Source organism: Pararhizobium mangrovi (assembly GCF_006516965.1).
GTDB lineage: Bacteria > Pseudomonadota > Alphaproteobacteria > Rhizobiales > Rhizobiaceae > Pararhizobium_B > Pararhizobium_B mangrovi.
Genome location: NZ_VHLH01000006.1, coordinates 65,196 through 85,922 on the forward strand (window position 1 = coordinate 65,196; position 20,727 = coordinate 85,922).

20 protein-coding genes are annotated in these 20,727 nt (G+C 65.1%); 13 read left to right on the top strand and 7 right to left on the bottom strand.

What is annotated here, in order from left to right; translation table 11 throughout:
* Positions 1-267 precede the first annotated feature (267 nt).
* Entirely contained in the window at positions 268-675 is a 408-nt protein-coding gene (locus FJU11_RS05070; protein WP_141165943.1) for a BA14K family protein, read from the top strand.
* A gap of 129 nt (positions 676-804) precedes the next feature.
* Here the strand turns inward: FJU11_RS05070 and FJU11_RS05075 are convergent, their stop codons facing one another.
* Entirely contained in the window at positions 805-1,452 is a 648-nt protein-coding gene (locus FJU11_RS05075) for an MBL fold metallo-hydrolase (RefSeq protein ID WP_141165944.1), read from the bottom strand.
* A 138-nt stretch (positions 1,453-1,590) separates the two neighbouring features.
* Positions 1,591-2,481: a branched-chain amino acid aminotransferase gene (locus FJU11_RS05080; protein ID WP_141165945.1), complete on the bottom strand. Its 891-nt coding sequence runs from the start codon at positions 2,479-2,481 to the stop codon at positions 1,591-1,593.
* A 241-nt stretch (positions 2,482-2,722) separates the two neighbouring features.
* Between FJU11_RS05080 and FJU11_RS05085 the strand changes: the two genes are divergently transcribed.
* From FJU11_RS05085 to FJU11_RS05100, 4 genes are all read left to right on the top strand, one after another.
* Positions 2,723-3,199 (top strand): MarR family winged helix-turn-helix transcriptional regulator, encoded by a 477-nt coding sequence (locus FJU11_RS05085; RefSeq protein ID WP_141165946.1) that lies wholly within the window; start codon positions 2,723-2,725, stop codon positions 3,197-3,199.
* Between the two features lie 37 nt (positions 3,200-3,236).
* The gene (locus FJU11_RS05090; protein ID WP_141165947.1) at positions 3,237-3,962 is read left to right on the top strand and encodes a response regulator; all 726 of its coding nucleotides are present in this window, start codon (positions 3,237-3,239) and stop codon (positions 3,960-3,962) included.
* 67 nt (positions 3,963-4,029) lie between these two features.
* Positions 4,030-5,421, top strand: coding sequence for an ATP-binding protein (locus tag FJU11_RS05095; RefSeq protein WP_141165948.1), 1,392 nt, complete (start codon positions 4,030-4,032; stop codon positions 5,419-5,421).
* 96 nt (positions 5,422-5,517) lie between these two features.
* Entirely contained in the window at positions 5,518-5,769 is a 252-nt protein-coding gene (locus tag FJU11_RS05100) for a DUF2188 domain-containing protein (protein ID WP_141165949.1), read from the top strand.
* A gap of 16 nt (positions 5,770-5,785) precedes the next feature.
* Here the strand turns inward: FJU11_RS05100 and FJU11_RS05105 are convergent, their stop codons facing one another.
* The 4 genes from FJU11_RS05105 to FJU11_RS05120 form a co-directional block, all read right to left on the bottom strand.
* The gene (locus tag FJU11_RS05105) at positions 5,786-6,127 is read right to left on the bottom strand and encodes a tRNA-binding protein (RefSeq protein WP_141165950.1); all 342 of its coding nucleotides are present in this window, start codon (positions 6,125-6,127) and stop codon (positions 5,786-5,788) included.
* Between the two features lie 23 nt (positions 6,128-6,150).
* Positions 6,151-6,969, bottom strand: coding sequence for a pyrroline-5-carboxylate reductase (gene proC / locus FJU11_RS05110; RefSeq protein ID WP_141165951.1), 819 nt, complete (start codon positions 6,967-6,969; stop codon positions 6,151-6,153).
* Positions 6,970-6,974: 5 nt separating this feature from the next.
* Complete coding sequence (locus FJU11_RS05115; RefSeq protein ID WP_141165952.1) at positions 6,975-7,475, bottom strand: type III secretion system chaperone family protein; 501 nt, start codon at positions 7,473-7,475, stop codon at positions 6,975-6,977.
* 405 nt (positions 7,476-7,880) lie between these two features.
* On the bottom strand, positions 7,881-8,183 hold the full coding sequence (locus FJU11_RS05120; RefSeq protein ID WP_141165953.1) for an accessory factor UbiK family protein: 303 nt from the start codon (positions 8,181-8,183) through the stop codon (positions 7,881-7,883).
* Positions 8,184-8,365: 182 nt separating this feature from the next.
* On the opposite strand from FJU11_RS05120, the gene lgt reads away from it, so the two are divergent.
* The 6 genes from lgt (at position 8,366) to FJU11_RS05150 (ending at position 14,514) form a co-directional block, all read left to right on the top strand.
* Positions 8,366-9,223 (top strand): prolipoprotein diacylglyceryl transferase, encoded by an 858-nt coding sequence (lgt, locus tag FJU11_RS05125; protein ID WP_181408053.1) that lies wholly within the window; start codon positions 8,366-8,368, stop codon positions 9,221-9,223.
* Between the two features lie 22 nt (positions 9,224-9,245).
* Entirely contained in the window at positions 9,246-10,346 is a 1,101-nt protein-coding gene (locus FJU11_RS05130) for a class I SAM-dependent methyltransferase (protein ID WP_141165954.1), read from the top strand.
* Between the two features lie 76 nt (positions 10,347-10,422).
* Positions 10,423-11,220, top strand: a complete 798-nt coding sequence (pgeF, locus tag FJU11_RS05135; RefSeq protein WP_141165955.1) for a peptidoglycan editing factor PgeF — start codon at positions 10,423-10,425, stop codon at positions 11,218-11,220.
* Between the two features lie 2 nt (positions 11,221-11,222).
* Positions 11,223-12,374, top strand: coding sequence for a M24 family metallopeptidase (locus FJU11_RS05140; RefSeq protein ID WP_141165956.1), 1,152 nt, complete (start codon positions 11,223-11,225; stop codon positions 12,372-12,374).
* 549 nt (positions 12,375-12,923) lie between these two features.
* Positions 12,924-13,391 carry a hypothetical protein gene (locus FJU11_RS05145; RefSeq protein WP_141165957.1) on the top strand — a complete coding sequence of 156 codons (468 nt, stop codon included), beginning with the start codon at positions 12,924-12,926 and terminating at the stop codon, positions 13,389-13,391.
* A 190-nt stretch (positions 13,392-13,581) separates the two neighbouring features.
* On the top strand, positions 13,582-14,514 hold the full coding sequence (locus FJU11_RS05150; RefSeq protein ID WP_141165958.1) for a ribose-phosphate pyrophosphokinase: 933 nt from the start codon (positions 13,582-13,584) through the stop codon (positions 14,512-14,514).
* A 126-nt stretch (positions 14,515-14,640) separates the two neighbouring features.
* Here FJU11_RS05150 and FJU11_RS05155 read toward each other — a convergent pair whose 3' ends face one another.
* Entirely contained in the window at positions 14,641-17,010 is a 2,370-nt protein-coding gene (locus FJU11_RS05155; protein ID WP_181408054.1) for a mechanosensitive ion channel domain-containing protein, read from the bottom strand.
* Positions 17,011-17,230: 220 nt separating this feature from the next.
* Between FJU11_RS05155 and FJU11_RS05160 the strand changes: the two genes are divergently transcribed.
* Complete coding sequence (locus tag FJU11_RS05160) at positions 17,231-18,493, top strand: aminopeptidase (RefSeq protein ID WP_141165960.1); 1,263 nt, start codon at positions 17,231-17,233, stop codon at positions 18,491-18,493.
* Positions 18,494-19,344: 851 nt separating this feature from the next.
* On the top strand, positions 19,345-20,709 hold the full coding sequence (locus FJU11_RS05165) for a phospholipase D-like domain-containing protein (protein WP_141165961.1): 1,365 nt from the start codon (positions 19,345-19,347) through the stop codon (positions 20,707-20,709).
* The last annotated feature ends 18 nt before the right edge of the window (positions 20,710-20,727 follow it).

The following is a 20,727-nucleotide window of genomic DNA, read 5'->3' on the forward strand; positions in this document are numbered from 1 at the left end:
ATCCGCCGTTCCGCAGTCACAGCATGTAGAAGCTCGGGCGGCCGGACCGATACGCGGGCCCGACCTTTACCGAACGTGCCGACCGGTCCGCCGGATACCGGGACTTGCCACCCGGCACGAACGGCAAAGCGGATGATCCGGCGGTCGATCCTCCGGCAAGAAATAGCATTCAGCCTGCGTTCAGCATGCACACGCTATTTCTCGAGTATTGAGGAAGCGCCGTTGCTTTCCCAACCGGCAAAGTCGCCATGCGCTAGGAGGCGCATCATGAAAAACCTGGTCAAAGCATTCGTTCTGTCTGCGGCCGTCGCTGCGACCGCTCTGGTTCCGCTTTCGAGCGCGCAGGCGCGCGATTGGCACCACCACCGGTATTACTATCATCACCATAATGACGGTCTTGCCCTCGGTGCGCTCGGCCTTGCCACCGGCGCCATCATCGGCGGCGCCATCGCCAGCGATCGCCCGCGCACCTATTACGAGGTCGACCCTCCGGTCCGCTACTATCGCGAGCGCCCGGTGGAGGTCTATCGTCCGGCACCCGTCTATACGAGTTCCATCCAGCCCTGGACGAACGCCTGGTACAACTACTGCGAAAACCGCTACCGTAGCTTCGACGCACGTTCGGGTACGTTCCGTGGTTACGATGGTCAGAATCACTTCTGCGTAGCGAACTGATGAGCGCATGCCGCTTGACGTCAGGTCATTCGTTTTAAAAAAGGCCGGCGAAATGCCGGCCCTTTTTCGATCCCCATCGATGAAGCGGTATGGGTTGCCCCCGGCCGCGACCCCAAGTGTATGCCGGTGCTAGAGACCCTTTAGGAAAGGGTTGGAGCGGCGTTCCTCGCCGATCGTGCTTCCGGGACCGTGGCCGCAGATGAAGCCGAAATCGTCTCCGAGCGGCAGGACCTTGTCCCGGATCGACGCGAGAAGCGTCTCGTGGTCGCCGCCCGGCAGATCGGTGCGGCCGATCGAACCGTTGAAGAGGACGTCGCCCAGATGCGCGAAGTTCTGCGCCCGATCCACGAAGACGACATGACCAGGCGCATGGCCCGGACAGTGAAGCACGTCGAAGGTGTGATCGCCGATCGAAAGGGTATCGCCTTCTTCGAGCCAGCGATCCGGCACGACGTTCCGGAACGTCCCTTCGAGGCCGAACATGCGCGCCTGTTCCTCGAGCCCCTCGAGAAGCTGCCGGTCGGCCTCGTGCGGCCCGACGATCTCGACATCGAGTGCGGCCTTCAGGTCGACGGCACCTCCGGCATGGTCGATATGGCCATGGGTAAGCCAGATCGCCTCGATCGTCAGGCCGTTCTCGGCAAGCGTCTGCGTGATGATTTCGACATCGCCGCCGGGATCGACGACGACCCCGCGCTTCGTCTCGGGAACGAAGAGGACGGCGCAATTCTGCTGGAAGGGCGTGACCGGGATGATGCCGGCCTGGAGCTTGGTCATGGTTCCTCCGAAGCGAACCGGACGGCGCTGGCGAACGTGCCCGTCCCTGCCGCGCGTCTACCGCGCCGCTCCCGCGCGATCAAGCAAACGGGCGCCAGTCCCGGCGCCCGCCGTTCGATCATTGCGCCTGACGACCGGCTATTCCGCCGCTGCACGCTCGGGCTGCACCGTGCTCATGTAGTCGTTCATGAGCTGCGAGGTGATCTCGCCGACGTTGAAGCGGTACGGGCCGATCTCGGAAACGGGCGTCACCTCGGCGGCCGTACCGGTAAGGAAGCACTGCTCGAAGCCATCCATCTCTTCCGGCATGATGACGCGTTCGATCACCTCGATGCCGCGGCGCCTGGCGAGCGCGATGACGGTGCGTCGAGTGATGCCGTCGAGGAAGCAGTCCGGGGTCGGCGTATGCAACGCGCCGTCCTTGACGAAGAACACGTTGGCGCCGGTGGCTTCGGCCACCTGCCCGCGCCAGTCGAGCATCAGCGCGTCGGCATAGCCCTTGTCCTCGGCGGCGTGCTTGGAAAGCGTGCAGATCATGTAGAGGCCGGAAGCCTTCGACTTGGAAGGCGCCGTCTTCGGATCCGGCCGGCGATATTCGGCCAGGTCGAGACGAATGCCCTTCAGCCGTTCTTCCGGCTTGAAGTAGCTCGGCCAGTCCCAGATCGCGATCGCGCAGTTGATGCTGTTGTTCTGGGCCGAGACGCCCATCATCTCGCTGCCGCGCCAGGCGATCGGTCGGACATAGGCGTCCGTCAGTCCCTGCCGGGAGAGGAGCGTATTGCACGCCTCCTCGATCGTCTCGGGCGAATAGGGAATGGTGAAGCCCAGAATCTTCGCCGAATCGTGCAGGCGCCGGGTATGCTCGTCGAGCTTGAAGATGCGCCCGCCATAGGCGCGCTCGCCCTCGAACACCGCGCTCGCATAGTGCAGACCATGCGTGAGTACGTGCACCTTCGCATCCTTCGCCGCGACGAATTCGCCGTTGAACCAGATTTCGCCATCGAGTTGATCGAAAGGAACGGATGCCATTTGCTTTTTCCTCCGGCGCGGCGAGCGCCTTGCTGGTGCATTATGAAGCAGTGTCCGGTCGACTTGAAAGAAGGGTCGGCGTGCGGGCTGTCTGCGGTGAAGAGCGGGGCAAAAACGGGGCCGGACCGATCGAAGACCGAAGGGTCGCGGCGCAGGCTCGTGCCCGCCGACAGTCGGGATCTAGCAATCCCGACAAAATATGTCAATATCACTGACGTATTTGAAAGGAACGATCGTTCGAATGGAATCGAAGGCAACAAAACATCGCGAACCGGAGATCGTGGTCGAGCCCATGGTCGGCGACGTTCCGATCGACTTCGAACTCATCGAGTTGTTCTTCTTCGCCTATCGCGACTTTACCGGCGATGCCGACGCGATGCTTGCCGAACTCGATTTCGGGCGGGCTCACCACCGGGTCGTCCACTTCGTCAACCGCCAGCCAGGCATGACCGTCGCGGATCTCCTGGACACCTTGAAGATCACCAAGCAGAGCCTTGCGCGCGTGCTGAGACAATTGATCGAGCGCGGCTACGTTCATCAGGTGGCGGGGCCCGTCGACCGCCGGCAGCGCCAGCTCTATCCCACGCGCCGGGGGCGCGATCTCGCCGTGGCGCTTGCCGACGTCCAGTCCCGGCGCATTGCGGCCGCCATGGGCTGCGAGGCAGAAGACCGCGCTCGCATCGAACGGTTCCTTCGTGCCATGATCGATCCGCAATGAGCGAGCCATACAGCCGGACGAGGATGAGGCTTATCCGATGAACGCGCCAGAAACGAAGATCGAAACCCGGACCGCGGCCCATTACGATAATGCCGCGCATCTTCTCGTCGTCGACGACGACACGCGCATCCGCGAGCTCCTGAACCGCTACCTGAAGGAACAGGGCTTTCGGGTCACGGTCGCCTCGGAAGCGGCCGAAGCGCGGCGCAAGCTCGCCGGGCTCGACTTCGACCTGCTGATCATCGACGTGATGATGCCGGGCGAAAGCGGCCTTGCGCTCACCAAAGGGCTGCGTGAAATCAAGGACGTACCGATCCTCATCCTCACCGCGCTTGCCGAGGCGGAAGCGCGCGTGGAGGGTCTGGAAGCCGGCGCGGACGACTATCTGCCGAAGCCCTTCAACCCGCGCGAACTGATGCTGCGCATCAACAACATCCTGCGCCGCGGCGGCCCGCCGGCCGAGCCGAAGGTGGAGCAGATCGTCTTCGGTCCCTACACCTTCGCGATCGCCAAGCGCGAACTGAAACGCGGGACCGAGACGGTGCGGCTGACGGACCGCGAGCGCGAGATCATGGTGATGTTCGCCGAACGCGCCGGCGACACGATCCCCCGGCACGAACTCGTATCCGGCGATACCGAAGTCGGCGAGCGCACGATCGACGTGCAGATCAACCGCTTGAGGCGCAAGATCGAGGCGGATCCGGCAAACCCGATCTGGCTGCAGACGGTACGCGGCATCGGCTACCGGCTGAGCGTGGAGTAACGAGCGCGAAACCGACCCCGGCGGGAATGCCGAAAGGGCGCGGAACGCGGGCGAAGGCGAAGACCCGATGGTCACATTCGAAGGCATGCGCCGCCAGAACGAACGCGAACGACCCGCCGCGCGGGGCCTGCGCCAGTTCGGCCCGTGGCTGAGGCGGCGGTTGCCGACGGGTCTCTACGCCCGTTCGCTCCTCATCATCATCATTCCGATGGTGCTCCTGCAGTCGGTGGTCGCCTTCGTCTTCATGGAGCGGCATTGGCAAACGGTCACGCATCGCCTGTCGACCGCCGTCGTGCGCGACATCGCCGGCATCATCGACGTGATGGAAAGCTACCCGCAGGGCGCCAATTACGACGCGATCACGCGCATCGCCCGCGATCGGCTCGATCTCAACGTTTCCGTCGACCCGCCCGCCGAATTGCCGCCGCCGCGGCCCAAACCCTTCTTTTCGATCCTCGACCAGGCGCTGAGCGAGGAGATCGCCAAGCAGATCGACCTGCCCTTCTGGATCGACACGGTCGGCAATTCCAATCTCGTCGAGATCCGCATCCAGCTGCCGAGCAAGCGTATCCTGCGCGTCTTCGCCAAGCGCAGCCAGGCCTACGCCTCGAACACGCACATCTTCCTCATGTGGATGGTCGGCACGTCGCTTGTGCTGCTCGGCATCGCGATCCTGTTCCTGCGCGGCCAGATCCGACCAATCCTCGCGCTCGCGCGTGCGGCGGAAAGCTTCGGCAAGGGCCAGCCGACGCCAGAGGACTTTCGCCCGCGCGGCGCCGACGAGATCCGCAGGGCCGGCATGGCCTTCATCAAGATGCGCGAGCGTATCGAAAAATCGATCGACCAGCGCACCGCCATGCTTTCCGGCGTCAGCCACGATCTGCGCACCGTGCTCACCCGTTTCCGCCTGCAGCTCGCCATGTCGGGCGATTCCCCGGAGATCGAGCAGCTCACCCACGACGTCGACGAGATGCAGTCGATGCTCGAAGGGTATCTTTCCTTCGCGCGCAACGCGGCGGAGGAGGACGTCGGATCGCTCGACCTCGCCCGGCTTCTCAACAAGATCGAATGCGATGCCAAGGTGCACGACAAGATCCTGTCGACGAGCCTCGAGGGATCGCCGACGATCATGGTGCGCCCGAAGTCGTTCACCCGGCTCGTGACGAACCTTTCGTCGAACGCGATGCGCTACGCCGACATGGTGGAAATCCGCGCCCAACACGACGAACGCGCGCTCACCATCGTCATCGACGACGACGGCCCCGGCATTCCGCCGGACGCGCGCGAGGACGTCTTCAAGCCGTTCTATCGCCTCGATCAGGCCCGCAATCTCGACCAGAGCGGCACCGGTCTCGGCCTTTCGATCGCACGCGACATCGCACGCGGCCATGGCGGCGACGTTTCGCTTTCCGACAGCCCGCATGGCGGCCTGCGCGCGACGATCCGCGTTCCAGCGTGACGAACCCCGCGTTCCGGCTTCGGCTTTCGCCGCGGCCGATGCAGGAACTGCTAACCGCGCGGTTCGTTTCCCCATTGAATTCTTGGGAGAACGCGCATGGCACGCATCACCTATCATATCGTCGAGCACGACGAGGGATGGGCCTACCGGCTGGACGACGTCTATTCGGAACCCTACCCCACACACGACATGGCGCTGCAGGCTGCCATGCAAGCGGCAGCCGAGCACGAGGAAGCCGATACCGGCGAAACGACCATCCGCTATCAGGATGCCGAAGGCGTGTGGCGGGAGGAAAGTGCGAACGGCACGGACCGTCCGGAGGCCGACGTCGCCGACGACGCCCGGTAGCCGCCACTTCGCAGCGCTATTGCAGGCGTTCGCCGTTCGGGACCGGCTGGTCGCAGTTCGCAAGCACGATCGCGCCATCGCCATCGGCGAACCCGAGCGTGAGGACCTGCGACATGAACGGGCCGATCTGGCGCGGGGGAAAATTGACGACGGCAATCACCTGCCTGCCGATCAACGCCTCGGGCTCGTAGTGGCGCGTGATCTGAGCGGAGGAGCGCTTCGTCCCGATCGTCTCGCCGAAATCGATCGTCAGCTTGATCGCCGGCTTGCGCGCTTCGGGAAACGGGGCCGCATCGACGACGGTGCCGACACGGATGTCCACCTTCTCGAAATCGGAAAACTCGATCGTATCACTCATGCCCGTTCCCTGGCTTGGCTACTCTACTGGCCGAGTTCGTGCGCACGCTTGCGGGCAGCTTCGACGGTGCGCTCGACGAGCGGTTGCAAGCCGTCCTCGTCCATGAGAACGGAGAGTGCCGCCGCCGTCGTGCCGTTCGGCGAAGTCACGTTGGCGCGAAGTGTGGCCGCTTCCTCCTCGGAGCGATGCAGCATCTCGCCGGCGCCGGAAACGGTCGCCCGGGCAAGCCGCATGGCGAGGTCGTCCGGCAATCCGCTCTTGCGACCCGCCTCGGCCATGCACTCGACCAGATAATAGACATAGGCAGGGCCGCTGCCGGAGACGCCGGTAACCGCGTCGATCAACGCTTCGTCGTCGACCCACTCCACCGGTCCGCAAACGCTGAGAAGCGCGCTCACCCAGTCGCGTTGCTCGGCGGAAACGTCGGCGTTGGCGACGGCCGCCGAGATGCCCCGGCCGACCATCGCCGGCGTATTCGGCATGACGCGAACGACCGCTCCGCCGCCGAGATAGCCCTCGATCGCCGAAAGCGGCGTTCCAGCCGCGATCGAAACGGCCACAGTTTCCCGGCCGACAAGCCCTTTCAGCGACGGCACGACGTCCGCCATCATCTGTGGTTTGACCGCCAGCATGAGGACGCGCGCGACGAGATCCGACGGCGGCTCGGCTTCATGACGCACGCCGCGTTCGGCAAGCAGCCGCACCATCGCCTCGCTCGGCTTCGGATCGACCACGACGACGTCGCGTGGCGAAAGGCCGGCATCGAGCCATCCTTTCAGCAATGCACCGCCCATGTTGCCCGCACCGACGAGAACGACCGGTGCGGCCGCCGAAAGATCCATTGAGCTCAGGCCTCTCCGACCGTTTCGAAAAGCACTGCTTCAAGAGCGCTCTTCGGATCCATGCCCGACCATACCACGAACTGGAACGCCTGGAAGTAGGCCTCGCAGGCATCCAGGCCGCCGTTCAGCATCGCCTCGACCTGCCGGTTGGTCGGCTCGGCGCCACCGGCAAGCAGCAGCGACTGGCGGAAGATCACGACGTTCTCGTGCTCCCAAAGGTCGAAATGACCCATCAGCACCTGGCCATTGATCTGCGAGAGCAGATGCACGACCGCATCGATGCGGCTCTTCGGCACCATGATGTCGAAGGCGCAGGCAAGATGCAGCGCCTCGAACTCCTCCATCCACGAGAAGGACACGTGGTAGTCGCTCCAGCGTCCCTCCACCGTCATGGCGATCTCGTCCTCGCCCGAGCGCTCGAACGACCAGTCATTGTTCGCGGCGACGAACTCGATCATGTCGACCGGGTTCGCCTGGCGCTCCACTTCGATTTCCATAGGGCTCATGCCACACCTGTCTCGTCCCGACCCGCCATCTTCGGGGCCGCTCGCCATGCGGTCGAGCCGCCCCAGCCGGGAATCACCTCGTTGATGTTCGGCGTCGGGCGGAAGCGTGCCGGGGGCAGCTTGCGCGGAACTGGAGACTGCCCGTTCCGAATCATCGTGTGAAATCAGTGTATAAAAGGCACGCGGGCGCGCCAGCCCCCGGCCCGCAATTCCCACGTTTTTCCATGCGGGACGGGCCGGTTCGGCTTGTCGAGGTGATTCAGGGCTGCGCGCTAAAGGACTCGGCAGACAGCCTTTTTTTATACCGGAGAGCGCGGGAAAACATGGTTAAAAAAAGCCGGGAAAGGCCCCGCCCTTCCCGGCTTCATATGGTTCCGGCGACCCCGAGCGGGTCGTTCGGGCGCGTTACGCGTTCGTCGAACCGTGTTCGTCCTCGTTCGCCGCCGCGCCCGGCGTCGATCCCCCGAGCTTGGTTTCCAGCGATTCGATGCGGGCGAGCAGGAGATCGTTTTCTTCGCGCGCACGGATCGCCATGTCGCGGACCGCCTCGAACTCTTCGCGCTGGACGAGATCCATCGAATTGAGCACGCGTTCCGCCTGGCTGCGAAAGGCCGTCTCGACTTCCTTGCGCGCACCCTGCGCCACGCCGGCGGCATCGGTCATCAGGCGGGCAAAATCGTCGAGAACGCGGTTCGATCCGGAAGTCATGGGCAATCTCCTAAGCAAGCTCACGGCACAATTGCGCCTTCTTCGGCCGTCAGGTAAGGCTCGCACCGCCGGTATTCAAGAAGCCGGCCGGCCGATGCGCCCGACCATGGCGCTCGAAGCCGTCCGGCCGATTCGCCGGTTTTCAGCCATCGACGCCGTATTCGCAAGGGAAAGACGGTTCCGTGGAATACATCCTCGCCCACGCCGCGCTCCTGCCCTACCCGCAGATCGATCCCATCATCTTCTCGCTCGGTCCGCTCGCGGTCCATTGGTATGGCGTGGCCTACGTCGCCAGCATCCTGCTCGGCTGGCTCTACGCACGCTCGCTGCTCGCGAATGACGCGCTTTGGCCCGCGAACCGACCGCCGATGACACGCGCGCAGATCGACGACTTCATCTTCTGGGCCGCGATCGGCATCGTGCTCGGCGGGCGTATCGGATACATTCTCTTCTACGATCTGGCGCCGGTGCTCGCCCATCCGTTGCGCGCGGTCGAGATCTGGAACGGCGGCATGTCGTTCCATGGCGGGCTGATCGGCGTCACGCTCGCCATCGCGATCTTCGCACGCACGCGCAGCATCAATGTCTGGCAGCTTTGCGACGTCATCGCGCCGTGCGTGCCGATCGGCCTCTTCTTCGGGCGCCTCGCAAACTTCGTCAACGACGAGCTTTGGGGACGCATCACCGATGTGCCGTGGGCGATGATCTTTCCGACCGGCGGCCCCTATCCCCGCCACCCGAGCCAGCTTTACGAAGCCGGCCTCGAAGGCATCGTGCTCTTCCTCGTGCTGCGGTTTCTTACGCACCGGATCGGCACGCTGAAGCGCCCGCGGCTGACGGCGGGCGCCTTCGTCGCGGGCTATGCGCTGTGCCGGATCTTCGTCGAATTCTTCCGCGAACCCGATCCGCAGCTCGGCTATCTTGCAGGCGGATGGCTGACCATGGGCATGGTCCTCTCGCTGCCGATGCTTGCCGTCGGCATCTGGGCGATGGCATGGACACCGGCACGGCCTGCAGCCGGCGAACGCCTGCGTTCCTGAGCGGAGAGCCTCCGCGATAGCCATGGCGACACCGCTCCTCGACCGCATCAAGGCACAGATCTCCGCCTCCGGCCCGATCGGCGTCGCGGACTACTTCGCCATGTGCCTTTCCGACCCGCAGGCCGGCTACTACACGACGCGCGAACCGTTCGGCCGCGACGGCGACTTCGTCACCGCGCCGGAGGTCAGCCAGCTCTTCGGCGAGATCGTCGGCATCTTTCTCGTCGGCGCGTGGCAGGCGGCGGGCGAGCCGTCGCCGGTTCGTCTGGTCGAGCTCGGTCCCGGCCGCGGCACGATGACGGCGGATATTCTTCGCGTCGTCGAAAAGCTCGCCCCCGCCTTGGCCACGTGCCTCGAAGTCCATCTCGTCGAGACGAGCAGCCGGCTCGCCCGGCAGCAGCGCAATACTCTCGCCGGCCGGCACGAACGCGTCAGCTGGCATACGCGCATCGATCAGGTGCCTGCGGGCTTCATGCTTCTCGTCGCCAACGAGTTCTTCGATGCCATTCCGATCCGCCAGTTCGTGCGCACCGAGAGCGGCTATCGCGAACGGTGCGTCGGCGTCGATGCCGAGGGGAACCTCGTCTTCGCGGCTGGTGCGGCGCGCCTGCCGGACACTGAGCTTCCTGCCAGTGCAACTTCGTTGCCGCCTGGCACGGTCGTCGAAACGTCGCCGGCACGCGCGGCCATCATGGAGGAGATCGCCGCCCGGCTCGCCTCGGACGGCGGCGTCGCGCTCGCCATCGACTACGGCCATCTTTCGCCGAAGGCCGGCGACACGTTGCAGGCGTTGCGTGCGCAACGGCCGGATCCGCCACTGGCGCATCCCGGAGAAGCGGACCTGACGAGCCATGTCGACTTCGACGCGCTCGCCCGCACGGCCAGCGCTGCACGCGCCCATGTCCTCGGCACGGCGACCCAGGGCGACTTCCTCGTCCGGCTCGGCCTTCTCGAACGTGCCGGAAGTCTCGGGCACGGCAAGGACGATGCGACGCAGGAAGCGATCCGCACGGCCGTCGAGCGACTTGCCGCTCCCGGCGAAGGCAATATGGGCGAACTCTTCAAGGTGCTCGCGATCGGTGGAACTCCGCTCCAGCTCGCACCCTTTCGCACCGCAGATTGACAACCCCCCGCCCCGCAGCCACGATCGAGCGTCCTGCGCCGCGGCGGCTGTCGGCGCGTACGAGGAACTGAAAACCATGCCCGACACGACCGGCCTTCGACCGATCGAATCGGAAATGCTGACCGCTGCGACGAAGGAAACGGCGGTTCGCCACGGTTTCTTCACGCGCGAAGGCGGCGTTTCCTCCGGCTTCTACGCCGGGCTCAACGTCGGCATGGGGTCGGATGACGACGCAGGCGACGTCGAGGAAAATCGCCGGCGCGTGGGCGCATGGTTCGGTGTCGGTGCAGACCGCCTCGTAACCTCTTTCCAGGTGCATTCGCCGCATGCCGTCGTCGCGCGGGAGCCGTTCAAGGGCGAAAAACCCCGTGCCGACGCCGTTGTCACCGATACGCCCGGCCTCGTCGTCGGCATCGTCACCGCCGATTGCGCGCCGATCCTCTTTACCGATGCGGAGGCCGGTATCGTCGCTGCGGCCCATGCCGGCTGGCGCGGTGCGCTGGGCGGCATCGTCGAGGCGACCGTGGAAGCGATGGAAGGTCTCGGAGCGGATCGAGAACGCATTGCCGGCTGCATTGGTCCGGCGATCGGCCCCGATGCCTACGAGGTCGGTTCGGACTTTCGCGAGCGTTTCGCGGATGCCGACCCGGAATTCGAAGCCTTCTTTTCGCCCGCACGCGACGAAGCGCATGCGATGTTCGATCTTCCGGGCTTCCTCGCACACCGTCTGGCGGAAGCCGGCGTCCGCGCGGACACCGTCGATCGCTGCACCTACGCCGACGAAGCACGCTTTTATTCCTACCGGCGCATGACCCATCGCGGCGAGCCGGATTATGGCCGACAGATCTCTGCCATCGGCATCATGGAGGACTAGCCATGCCCCAGTATTTCGAGACCGCGGAATACGAGGCTCGCCTACAGCTTCTCATGGAAGCGATGCATCAGGAGAAGCTCGATGCCATGCTGCTGTTCGCGCAGGAGAGCATGTACTGGCTGAGCGGGTTCGACACGACGGGCTTCTGCTTCTTCCAGTGCCTGATCGTGAAGGCGGACGGCGACCTCGCGCTCTTCGTACGTCCGGCCGACCTGCGTCAGGCCCGCCAGACCTCGAACGTCGAGCGCGTCGTCGTGTGGACGGATCGCACGAACGCCGACCCGACGGGCGAACTGAAGACGCTGCTCGACGACATGGACCTGCTCGGCAAGCGGATCGGCGTGGAATACGACACGCACGGCATGACCGGCGCCAACTGCCGCATGCTCGATTTGCGCCTGCAGACCTTCGCGAACCCGGTCGACGCCTCGCCGCTCGTCAGCCGGCTGCGCCTCGTGAAAAGCGATGCGGAGATCGCGGCCATCCGCCGGGCCGCCGAACTCGGCGACGACGCACTCGACGCCGCGCTGCCGCTCGTGAAAGCGGGGGCCGACGAGGCCGATATCCTTGCCGCCATGCAGGCGACGGTGCTCGCCGGCGGCGGCGACGTGCCGGCCACGCCCTTCGTCATCGGTTCGGGCCGCAAGGCGCTTCTGTGCCACTACGCGGCCGGCCGCCGCACGCTCGAGGAAAACGACCAGCTCACGCTCGAATGGGCCGGCGTCGAGGCACACTACCATTCGGTGGCGATGCGAACCGTGCTGCTCGGCGAACCGAGCGAGCGGCATCTGGCCCTCGATGCGGCCGCACGCGAGACGCTCGAGGAGATCGAGGCGGTACTTCGGCCCGGCAACACGTTCGGCGACGTCTTCGCCGCCTATGCCGAGGTGATGGCGGCGCACGACCTGACACGCCACCGTCTGAACACCTGCGGATACTCAGTCGGCGCACGCTTCGCACCGACCTGGATCGAGCGGCAGATGTTTTTTGCCGAAAATGCCGAACCGATTCAGAAAAACATGACTCTTTTCGTGCATGGAATGATTCTGGACTCAGATAGCGGCACGGCCATGACGCTCGGCCGGACCTATCTGACGACGGACGAGGCGCCCGAGCCGTTGACGCGTTTCGGGCTCGACCTCGTAACCTGCTAGGGTCGTCTCGTTTCTTCCGAAGGATCGCGGCGTCCCCGGCGATCGGCAGCGTTTCGAGCGCGGCGTGCCCACGGCGCACCGTTCCCGAAGCGTCCGGAGAAACGGGATCGCGCGACCATGCATGCAGCGCCGTCATACTCCGCCCGACACCGGGTCCGTCCACATACGCCACGGCGGCTCGTCGTCGGTGGTCGCACGGCCCTTGTCGTTCTGGCCGTCTCGCTCGCCGGGTGTTCGGGCGAAGGAAGCCCGCTCGTTCCACCGAGCCCCATTCCGGGCGTCGGCGCCGGCACCTCTTTCGCCGCGCAACCGGCACGGGCGTCCTTCCCCGCCTCCGCGCCAGCAGCCAACCGACGGGCAAGCGGCCCGCAATTCCGGCCACAGCCGGAGCCGGACCCATCGGCCGTCGAACGAAGCAATCTGCCGCCGCCCGAAAACGCCGAACCGCGAGCGCCGGCACCTCGGCAGACCGCTCCACGGACCATTACGCCAAAGCACGTGCTCCGTCTGCCGGACGATGCGAGCCCACCTGCCCATCGGAAGACCGCGGTGGCGCCTAAGAAGGCCCATACGTTCCCTGCCGCTCATTCCGAGCCGGCGAGCGAGGACGTCTCGGCTTCCCGATCCCCGACACAGACGGCGCCCGCTGATCAGGGTTCGGTGCGCTTCACGCCGGTCATCGGTGCGCCGGAGGACGCGATACGCCCGCTTTCGAGCGAGCTGGAGGCGGCTGCGAAGCGCCGGGGTCTGGCGATCCGCAACCATGCCGGCGAACCCGTCGACAGCATCCTGCGCGGTTACTTCGATGCCAGCGAAGACGGCGGCACGACGCGCATCGAATATGTCTGGGACGTGCTCGACGAGAACGGAAACCGGCTGCACCGCATCCAGGGCGACGAGGTGGTGCCGGACGAAAGCGGCAGCGCATGGGGGGCCGGGCATGCGGAAGCGATGAGGACGATCGCACGCAAGACCATCGCCGATTATCTTGCGTGGCGCCAGCACGGCAGCGGCTGAATGCCGCAATGCGAATGCAAGGCGCTCGGGTCGATTCGCGCCTTGCCGCAAGGTTATCCGGGTCGGCCGGTTCGCCGTAAGCCATCGACACTGGCGAAAGCTTTCACCCAACGATCGAACAGGGTGCTTCCGTACCGGTCGGAAACCCTCTAAAAGCGCGGCCATCGGCGGCAGGAACAGGCAGGACGACATGAAGGTTTTCTCGGGAAACGCCAACCGAGCGCTCGCGGAGTCCGTTTGCGAGTATCTTGGCCTGCCGCTCGGCAAGGCGTCGGCGCGTCGCTTCGCCGACCAGGAGATCTTCTTCGAAATCCGCGAGAACGTGCGTGGCGAGGACGTCTTCATCATCCAGCCGACCGCTTACCCGGCGAACGATCACCTGATGGAACTGCTCATCATGATCGATGCCTTCCGCCGCTCTTCCGCAAGGCGGATCACGGCGGTCCTGCCCTATTTCGGCTACGCGCGGCAGGACCGGAAGGCCGGCCCCCGCACGCCGATCTCGGCCAAGCTCGTGGCCAACCTCATCACCGAAGCGGGCGCGGACCGGATCTTGACGCTCGACCTGCATGCCGGACAGATCCAGGGCTTCTTCGATATCCCGACGGACAATCTCTACGCCGTGCCGATCCTCGCGCGTGACGCGAAAGAGCATCACAACACCGACAAGCTGATGGTCGTCTCGCCAGATACCGGTGGCGTGGTGCGCGCGCGTTCGCTCGCCAAGCGGCTCGATGCGCCGCTCGCCATCGTCGACAAGCGCCGCGATCGGCCGGGCGAGTCCGAGGTGATGAACGTCATCGGCGACGTCAGCGGGCATGAATGCCTGCTCATCGACGACATCGTGGATTCCGGGGGTACGCTGTGCAACGCGGCCGACGCGCTGCTCGGCAACGGCGCCAATTCCGTCACCGCCTACATCACCCACGGCGTGCTTTCGGGCGGCGCCGTCGCGCGGGTCACGTCCTCCAAGCTGACCGAACTCGTCATCACGGATTCGATCCTGCCGACACCCGCCGTCCAGGGTGCGCACAACATTCGCGTGCTGAGCACGGCGGGCCTGATCGGCGAAGCGATCAACCGCACCGCTTCCGAGCGCTCCGTTTCCTCGCTCTTCGACTGATCGCCTCGCCGGCCTCCGTATCAAGCGGCCCGAAGGGTTCTCGACCGTGCCGCTCGCCCACTTTGCCACGTGGGGAACCGGGACGATGGTACAGAGCGCATCCGTACAAACCCGAAGGGTTCCGGCCTATCGGCCTGCGTCGTCGCCCGGCGCCGTCCCGTCCGAATGGTCGACGCTGTCGTCCGCCTCCGCATTGTCCGGCGGATCGCTCGCGATCGGCGGTGCGGAGGTGTTCTTCGACTTTTCCTCCATGTCGGGACGCGCATCGCCGCCGATCTCGGGCGCCTCGTCCTCGGCGACCCGGATGTGGGCGACCGGCGCTTCGCCGCGCTTGCCTTCGCCGAAATAAAGCGTCTGGTGCGGGAACGGGATTTCGATGTTGCGCTCGTCGAAGACCGTCTTGATGTAGCCGTTATACGCGCGACCGATGCCCCACTGGCTGCCGGCAAGGGTCTTGATGCGCGAGCGCACGATGACGGCGCTGTCCGCGAAGGTCGTCACGCCGAACCATTCCATGTCGCCGATGATGAGCGAGGAGTATTCCGCGTTGCCGCGCAGCCGCTCGAACGCTTCGAAGAGCGCGGCGCGCACGTCGTCGATGTCCTCGCGGTAGGCGACGCCGATGTTGTTCACGTAATACGAAAAGCCCTTCATGAAGTTCGACACGGTGGTGACGGAAGAGAAGGGAATGATGTGATAGGTGCCGTCGAGATCGCGGATGGAAAGCGAGCGGATGGTGAGCCGCTCGGCCGTTCCGGTGACGGCGTCGGCCGTGACCACGTCGCCGACATTGATCGCGTTTTCGAGCTGGATGAAGACGCCGGTGATGATGTCCTGAACGAGTTTCTGCGCGCCGAAACCGATCGCGAGGCCGAGCACGCCGGCCGATGCGAGCAGCGGTGCGATGTCAATGCCGACCTGCGAGAGCGCGATCATCAGCGTGATGATGATGAGCGCGATCGTCGCCGCATTGCGCAGGAGCGTCAGCAGCGTCTGCTCGCGCTGGGTCGGCACCGTGCCGAAATTCGGGTTCAGCCGAAAATCGACCCACGACATGAAGGCGAGCCAGATGCCGAACGCGATCAGCAGGATGACGAGGACCGAGACGACGGCGCCGGTCGCGCGCGCCCCGAACGACGAATGCAGCCAATCGCCGTAGTTCAGCGCGCCGACCGCATCGAGTGCGACGCCGAGGATCACCAGAAAGACGAGGATGCGAACGATGCTAAGGAAACGCGGCACGAAGGCGTTGAGCCGGTTTTCAAGCGCGGGAAGACGATCGGTTACGGTCTCGGGAAGCTTCACGCCGCGCTTGCGCGCCCTTGCGATCCAGCCGGTAATGGCGAGACCGATGATGATCGCCGCAAGGACCTTGCCCGTCGCCGCAAGCACCGGCAGCAGATCGGCCGCCGGTTGCGTGACGATGACGAAGAAGAGAAAGGCGAAGTAGAGGAGTGCCAGCAGGTACCAGTACTGCGCGAGAAAGACGGCGAAGCGCGAATGGTTCGAGTGGCCGGCCGTCTGGCTCAGGAGCCAGCCCTTGACGGCGTGGCGGCCGCGTACCGTCATGACGACGGCGATCGCAAGAGCGATCAGCGACAGGATGACGGAAATCGCCTGTCCCGCCGCGAAAGACACGCTGGCGTTGACGATCGGCGCGACGAAGAGCTGGCCGTAGCCGAGAATAAAGGCGATCCAGGTGAGACGGTTGTTCAGCCGCTTGGCGGCCGGATCGGAAATGCGAACGAGGCGGAGGTTCGCCGTCGACGGCGAGAGCACGAAGCGCAGCAGGACCCGGAAGAGTTCGACCAGCACGAAGGCGTTCAGATAGAGCGACTGGCGGATGCCGACGACACCGAAATCCCCGAAGGCGAGCGCCGTGATGGCGTAACCGGCAGCCCAGGCGAGCAGCACGACGACGACGTCGATGACGAGCGAGAGCGCGACCAGGAAGATCATCCGCCCGACGGACGTATTGGAAGCTTGTCCGCCGAGCCTGCGATAGATGCGTTTTGCGATCACCCGGAGGATCAGGAAGATGGCATAGGTGGTAAGGATCGCGAGACCGACGTCGCGCACCGCGCGCATCAGGATGCTCATGTCGCCCGGTCCGAACGCCGTCAGCCGCTGCGGAAGCGCTGCCGCCTGCCGGCCGAGCCTCGTCAGCGACAGTACCGCGCGATGGGCGATCGCCTGCGTGAATTCGGCCACCCGCCGACCCGCCGACGAAACGTCCTGTTCCTCGACGGCTTCGCGCGCCTGATCGGCCTTCTTGCCGGTCGTGGTGGACGCCTGGTCGGATGCGTTCGCCTTTTCGAGCGCATCGATGAGCTTCTTGCGGGTGGCGTCGTTCTTGATGGCGTCGATCAGCGCCTGGATCTGGCCGTCCTGACCGGACGCCGTACCGGCGCCAGATTGCGCGGCAGTGCCGCTGCCGGCGGCCTGTTGCGCGCCGGCAGGCGAGATCGCCGCAACGCAAAGCGCGCTCGCGAACACGAAAACAAGGACTGCCGGAAACCGCCGAAGCTGCCGGAACCAACTGGAAGAAATCACGAAGCGACTCATTGTTCGGACGAAACGGAAGACCTCGAGCGGCGCTCTTCCTAACGCCTCGATAAACGATGTCAAATCCGACCTGCGCAAAAGCGAACGCCATTGACTCCGCCCGGCTGACGGCGACATTCCGAAGCGACGATCAATTCAGCGGACCCGGATCATGAACGACACGAGCGCATCCCTTTCTCACGACGACCTCCTGGACCGTCTCGCAGATGTCGCGGTCGCGACCGGCGTGAACGTGCAGGAAGGCCAGGACCTGCTGGTCTCGGCGGACGTGACGATGGTTCCACTTGCCCGGCGCATCGTCGAACGGGCCTATGCGCGCGGCGCCGGCCTCGTGACCCTTTCCTACGACGACGAGGCGGCGACCCTCGCCCGCTTCCGCTACGGTGGCGATCAAGCCTTCGACCACGATCGGCCATGGCTCCACGAGGCGACCGCGCGGGCGATGGCCGACGGCAAGATCGCCCGGCTGAAGATCATCGGCGGCGATCCGAACCTTCTCGACGGCCAGGACCATGAAAAGGTCGCCAAGGCCGAACGCCTCGCCGCCGCGGCCGGCAAGCCGGTGATCGAGAAGATCACGCGCTTCGAGACCAACTGGTCGATCGTCGCCTATGCGAGCGAAGCCTGGGCGAAGACCGTGTTTCCAAATGACGAGAATGCCCTTGCCCGGCTGTGGCAGGCGATCTTCGCGGCAAGCCGGGTCGATGCGTCCGTCGCCGACCCGACAGAGGCATGGCGCAAGCACAACGCCGCCCTTTCCGCCCGTCGCAAGCTTCTGGACGACAAGCAGTACGATGCCCTGCACTTTCGTGGGCCCGGTACCGATCTCAAGGTCGGGCTTGCCGAAGGCCATTCGTGGGGCGGCGGTGCCGGCAAGACGATCCAGGGCGTGAGCTGCAACCCGAACATTCCGACCGAGGAGGTCTTCACGACGCCGCACGCCACACGGGTCGACGGCACGGTGGCGAGCACGAAGCCGCTCGCGCATCAGGGAACGCTGATCCGCGACATCGCGGTTCGCTTCGAAGGGGGGCGCATCGTCGAGGCGAGCGCATCGACCGGCGAAGCGGCACTTCTCAAGCTCCTGGATGTCGACGACGGCGCACGGCGGCTCGGCGAAGTGGCGCTCGTGCCGCACTCCTCGCCGATCTCGGCGAGCGGCATCCTTTTCTACAACACCCTCTTCGACGAGAACGCCGCCTGCCATATCGCGCTCGGCCAATCCTACGCCAAGTGCATGAAGGGCGGCGGCACCGCGAGCGCGGAGGAACTCGGTGCCCGCGGCGCGAACGCGAGCATGATCCATGTCGACTGGATGATCGGCTCCGGCGAGATCGATATCGACGGCATCACCGAAGCCGGCGAGGCCGAGCCGCTGATGCGCGGCGGCGAATGGCCCGGCGAGGCGCGCTGACGGACGCTTCGCCGGGCTGTGCGACGGCCTTCTTCGTTTTGGCCGAAGGCACCGATGGTGTTTACCTTTTGTTAACCATGATCGCCTAGAAGTTCCGTTCGGCAAGGGCGCATTCTCAAGTCTGCATGAGAATTCGCGAACCGCTGAAACCTTGTCGAAGTGCGACTATCGCGCCACATGGACGATATCCTCGTCGCCCATGTGCATTTTTACGTGCGGATCTGGAACAACCGTTTGCGATCGGAGTTGGCACCCTCAGGCATGAAGGGACGGCCAAATGAACGATGTAAGCAGAGCGGAGCATCGGAGTGCGCGATCGGCAGCGATCACGAATCTTCGTTGTCCCGAGGTTCGTGAGATCCTCGACGGATACGCCATGTTCGATATCGACGACAATTTGCCGGATCCGTTCCGCGAGCGCCTCGACCGGCTGGACGCCGTAGAACGGCGGTCTGCGCAGGCGCGCCAGTAGCACGGACATCGATGGCATGAAGGCCTGACGGCTCAACCTCGATCGTCGGCAATGTCGTAAGCTCACCCGGCCTGCGTATCGCCGGGAGCCATCGGCCAGCATCACGCCGTCTTCTTCGCGCTAACGATCCATCGTCTCTTCCCAAACACTTCCGCTGATCCGCCCTGCGCTCTTCCGGCTTGCCGGCTTGGCGCAGGAATGGCAGGAACCGGGCGTGCTATCGCGCGTTGCATCGGGCGCCATATAGCGCGGTGCACCGGGCGCCATACTGCGCGCTACACCGGGTGCCAAATTGCGCGCGGCAAAGGTTTGTGGCGACCACGGAGACGGACACGACCATCATGCACTGGCTGCCCCCTGGCGACGGAACGTTCGACGCATGATCTGGCTCGGCGAACATTTCCTGGTCATCGTCGGCGTCGCGTTGACCTTGCTTGCCGCCATCTTCGTCCTGCAGCAGCGGCGCACGCCGCAATCGACGGCAGCCTGGCTGCTCGCCATCGTCCTCCTTCCCTACGTCGCGATCCCCCTCTTCCTCGCGCTGGGCTTTCGCAAGCAGGGATCGCGCTTTCCGCGCGTCCGCTTCGAACGTGCGCAACGCGGCGAGCGCGGCGAAGGCGGCGTCCGCGCGAACTTCAGGAGCTACGGCCTTCCGGCCGCCACACCCGGCAACGCCTTCACCCTGCTCGGCGACGGCACCGGGGCCTATGTGGCGATGATGCGGCTCGTCGAGGAAGCGCGCGATAGCCTCGACGTGACCTTCTATCTCATCGCCGACGATGCGGTCGGCCGCGCCTTCGTCGAGGCGCTGGAACGGCGCGCGCGCGCCGGCGTGTCCGTGCGGCTCATCATCGACCGGCTCGGCAATCTCTGGCCGCCGACGAAGGCGCTTCGCCGCCTGCGAGCAGCCGGCGGCGAGTTGCGCTACTTCTCGCCGATCGTGCACGCGCCGGACCGCGGCCACCTCAATCTGCGCAACCATCGCAAGATGGTCATCGCCGACGGTACCCGTGTCTTCGCCGGCGGCATGAACGTGGCGGATGAATACATGGGTCCGGAACAAAACCCGAAACGCTGGGTGGACCTTTCCTTCTGCCTCGAGGGGCCGACGGTGCAGGTCTTCGCCGATCTCCATGCCTCGGACTGGGAGAGCGCCGGCGCCGAAAACGCTTGTAAGCCGCGCCAGGCCGTTGCCTGCGCAAGCGTCGGGGAAACCTGCACGCAGCTCGTACCCTCCGGTCCCGACATGGACGGCGACGCACTGCACGACGTTCTGGTCAATGCCATCCACAATGCGCAGGAGCGCGTCTGGGTGGTGACGCCTTATTTCCTCCCGACGGAACTCCTCGGCCACGCGCTCGCGGTCGCGGGGCGGCGCGGCGTCGACGTGCGCATCGTCGTGCCGGAGCACTCAAACCACCGCGTCGCCGATTTCGCACGTGGCGCGTATCTGCGCGAGATGACCGCCAGCGGTTGCCGCGTGCTCGTCTACCCGGAACGCATGGTCCACGCGAAGTCCACGCTTATCGACGACGTCGCCTATGTCGGATCGCCGAACTTCGACGTCCGCAGCATGCTCCTGAACTTCGAATGCGCCCTCTTCCTCTATGACCATCAAAGCGTGGAAGCCGTCCGGTCCTGGTTCGAAGCGCTGCATTCGCGATGCATCGAGTTCACGCCCCGCGACGGGTTCTGGCGCCGCCTGACCGAAGACGTGTTCCGTCTCGGCACGCCGGTGCTGTGAGCTGTGCGGCGTGCGACT